Source organism: Streptomyces sp. NPDC051172, assembly GCF_040682555.1.
Classification (GTDB): domain Bacteria; phylum Actinomycetota; class Actinomycetes; order Streptomycetales; family Streptomycetaceae; genus Streptomyces.
This window is the reverse complement of record NZ_JBFBBE010000255.1, coordinates 1-3,718: the sequence shown is the minus strand read 5'-3', so window position 1 is coordinate 3,718 and position 3,718 is coordinate 1. Positions and strand designations below refer to the sequence as shown.

At 70.9% G+C, this 3,718-nt stretch carries 3 protein-coding genes; all 3 read left to right on the top strand.

The annotated features are described in order from the left end of the window. Positions 1 to 92: 92 nt before the first annotated feature. The 3 genes from AB0N07_RS49935 to AB0N07_RS49925 are packed head-to-tail and all read left to right on the top strand — an operon-like array spanning position 93 to position 3,659. A complete protein-coding gene (locus tag AB0N07_RS49935) occupies positions 93 to 923 on the top strand; it encodes an NAD(P)H-binding protein (RefSeq protein WP_365847517.1) in 831 nt (276 codons plus the stop codon). A gap of 56 nt (positions 924 to 979) precedes the next feature. Then, the gene (locus AB0N07_RS49930; RefSeq protein WP_365847515.1) at positions 980 to 2,521 is read left to right on the top strand and encodes an FAD-binding protein; all 1,542 of its coding nucleotides are present in this window, start codon (positions 980 to 982) and stop codon (positions 2,519 to 2,521) included. Between the two features lie 43 nt (positions 2,522 to 2,564). Next, positions 2,565 to 3,659, top strand: coding sequence for a serine hydrolase domain-containing protein (locus AB0N07_RS49925; protein WP_365847513.1), 1,095 nt, complete (start codon positions 2,565 to 2,567; stop codon positions 3,657 to 3,659). Positions 3,660 to 3,718 lie beyond the last annotated feature (59 nt).

Genomic DNA, 3,718 nt, shown 5'->3' with positions numbered 1-3,718 from the left:
GGTGCCCTCGAGGGAGCCTCGAGGGCACCTCGCAAAGCTGGGACGAGCGATGACGGGGACGACCGGAATCGACTTCAGAGGTGGTGGCGGCAGTGACGATCGTGGTGACGGGAGCGACCGGACAGGTCGGCAGGCACGTGGTGCGGGGTCTGGTGAAGGCGGGCGCGCCGGTGCGGGCCGTGACCCGCAGGCCGGACCGGGCCGGTCTGCCTGCGGGTGTCGAGGTGTACGAGGGCGACCTGGAGACGCCGGACTCGCTGCGCACGGCGCTCACCGGGGCCGAGTCGCTCTATCTGTTCCCGGTGCCCGAGACCGCGGGCGAGGTCGTGGACCTGGCCAAGCGGTCCGGGGTACGGCGGATCGTGGTGCTGTCCTCCAGCTCCGTCGTGGAGGAGGGCAGCCACAGCGGCGAACACCACCTGGCCGTGGAACGAGCGGTGCGGGACTCGGGCCTGGAGTGGACGTTCGTGCGGGGCGACGAGTTCGCCGTCAACGTGCTGTGGAAATGGGGGGAGACGATCCGCGCCGGCGGTCCGGTGCGCGCCCCCTACGGCGATGCCGTCCGGGTGCTGGTGCACGAGGCGGACGTCGCCGCCGTCGCCGTGACCGGGCTGCTCACCGACCGGCTGCTCGGGGCCGCGCCGGTGGTGACCGGACCGGAGCAGCTCACCCAGGCCGAGCAGGTCCGCATCATCGGCGAGGTGCTGGGCCGCGAGCTGCGCTTCGAGGAGGTCACGCCTCAGGAGGGCCGCGCGGTGATGCTGCGGGGCATGCCCGAGCCGGTGGTGGACATGGTCCTCGGAATCCTCGCCGACGCCCTGGTCCGGCCGCCCCGGGTGACGCCGGGCCTGGAGGAGTTGCTGGGTCGCCCCGCCCGCACCTTCGCCGAGTGGGTCGCCGACCACGCCGCCGACTTCAGCTGACCGATGTGCCGTGCCGGCCGTGCGGGCCGCCCGGCCGAACCAAGAGAGGCCGATGAATGACTGACGTGATGTCCAGGGCCCTGCTCGGGCCGGTGACCGTGGCCCAGGGGGACCCCCGCTACCGGGACCTGTCCGTGCGGCACTCCAACGCCCGGTGGGAGTCGACCCCGGAGCGCTTCGTGCTGGCGAGCTCGACCGAGCAGGTCGTCGCCGCCGTCGGCGAAGCCGTCCGCGCGGGCGCCCGGATCGCGGTGCGCAGCAGTGGGCACTGCTACGAGAACTTCGTCAACGAATCCGGCGCGCGGGTCATCCTCGACCTGTCCGAGATGAACGCCATCGCCTACGACGCCGAGCGCGGCGCCTTCCTGGTCGAGGCCGGCGGACTGCTGCTCGACGTCTACCGCAGGCTGTTCTTCGGCTGGGGCGTGACGATCCCCGGCGGCTCCTGCGGGACCGTGGCGGTCGGCGGACATGTGTGCGGTGGTGGATACGGCGCGCACTCACGCCAGTTGGGCCTCACGGTCGACTACCTGGAGGCCGTCGAGGTGGTGGTCGTGGATGCCGACGGCACCGCCCGCGCGGTCGTGGCCACCCGCGACCCGGCCGACCCGCACCACGACCTGTGGTGGGCGCACACCGGCGGGGGAGGCGGCAACTTCGGCGTGGTGACCCGGTACTGGTTCCGCGACCCGGCCGCGCCGCGTGACGCGGACCCCTCCCGGCTGCTGCCGGCCCCGCCGCACACCGTGCTGCACAGCCAGGTCGTCTGGCCCTGGGAGGGCATGGACAAGGAGTCGTATCTGCGCCTGGTGCGCAACCACGGCGAGTGGCACGAGCGCAACAGCGACCCCGACTCGCCCTACAACGGTCTGTACGGCGGGCTGGTGCTGTTCGGCCGGGAGCCCGGCGACGAGCAGGGACCGGCGGTGATCTCCTTCGCTCAGATCGACGGCACCGCCGAGAACTCCCGCGAACTCCTGCAGGACTACGTCGACGCGGTCGGCGAGGGCGTGGCCGCGCAGCCGATGGTGCTGCCGTTCAGCGAGTCGCCCTGGATGGCGCTGACCGTCAAGTACTCCAAGCTGCAGGAGACCACGGGCCAGCGGCTGAAGATCAAGGCTGCGGAGCTCAAGCGGGCCTACCCCGACGAGCAGGTCGCCGTCATCCACGACTGGCTGGCCGAACCCGACCCGGGCCGCGGTCAGGTGACGGTCTCCTTCCAGTCGTACGGCGGCAGGGTGCGCGAGGTCGCCGCGGACGCCACCGCGGTCGTGCACCGCGACTCGATCTTCAAGGTCCTCTACTACAGCACCTGGGAGGACCCGGCGCTGGACAAGAGCGCGCTGGACAACCTGCGCCGCTTCTACAGCACCGTCTACGCCTCGACCGGCGGTGTCCCGGTGCCCGGCGAGCGGGACAACGGCGCCTTCATCAACTTCCCGGACAACGACCTCGCCGACCCGGCCTGGAACACCTCCGGGGTGGCCTGGCACGAGCTGTACTACCGCGACAACTACCCGCGGCTGCAACGAGTGAAGGCCGCATGGGACCCCCGTGACGTGTTCTGGCACTCCCTGTCCGTGCGCCCCGCGCGATGACCCGGGCCGACGAGCCCCTTCCCCGAATCGAGGTTGACCGACCATGACGCAATCGACAGCGGACACCGCGACCCTGAGCCGTGACCGGCGCCGGGAGATCCTCCAGGAGCGGCTGGAGCAGGTGGTCGCCGCCGGGGCCGCCGGTGTGCAGTTCCGGATCGCCGACGGCGAGGACGTCTTCACCGCCCGGGTCGGCGAGGCCGAAGCGGGCAGCGGAACGCCGGTGCCCTACGACGGCAGGTTCCGTGCCGCCTGCATCACCAAGGTGTTCGTCTCCACCGTCGTCCTGCAGCTGCGCGCCGAGGGCAAGGTCGACCTGGACCAGCCGATCGAGACCTACCTGCCCGGCGTACTGCCGGAGGGCGGCCGGATCAAGGTCCGGCACATGCTCCAGCACACCAGCGGTCTGTACAACCACGCCGACTCCTTCCAGCGGCCGGGCGTGCGCTTCCTGCGCGACCGCTACAAGCACTACGAGCCGGAGGACCTGGTCGCGGTGGCCGCGGGCAAGCCGCTGAACTTCGAACCGGGCACGCAGTTCGAGTACTCGAACACCAACTACATCGCCCTCGGGATGCTGATCAAGAAGGTCACCGGGCGCGACTACGCCACCGAGATCACCGAACGGATCATCAAACAACTGGGTCTGACGGGGACGTATGTGCCCGACACCGACGACCCGGAGATCCACGGCCCGCACGCGCACGGCTACATGCAGATCAAGGGCCGCTCGGAGGACGTCACCCTGATGAACCCGTCCGAGGCGAGCTCGGCGGGCTCGATCATCTCCACCGCCGAGGACCTCGACCGGTTCCTGGTGGCGCTGGTCAGCGGAGAGCTGCTGGCCGAGCCGGAGTTCGCCGACATGATCGACCGGGTGCCCTCGGAGTGGGTGCCGCTGCCCATGTCGGCGGGGTACGGCCTGGGTTTCATGCCGCTGGAGACCTCCTGCGGCCTGAGCCTGTGGGGGCACGGCGGCGGTATCCCCGGCTATGCCACCTTCATCGGCTCCACCCTGGACGGCCGTAAGCGCGTGATCACCTCGATCACCCTGGACATCGACCCGGACGACTTCAGCGGCCGCTTCGAGAACACGGTGGTCGCCGCCATCGAGGCCGCGACGGAGTGCCTGCTCTGAGGCAAGCCCGCGGCACGGAATCACCTGTCGGCCCGCGCACCCGTACCGGGTGCGCGGGC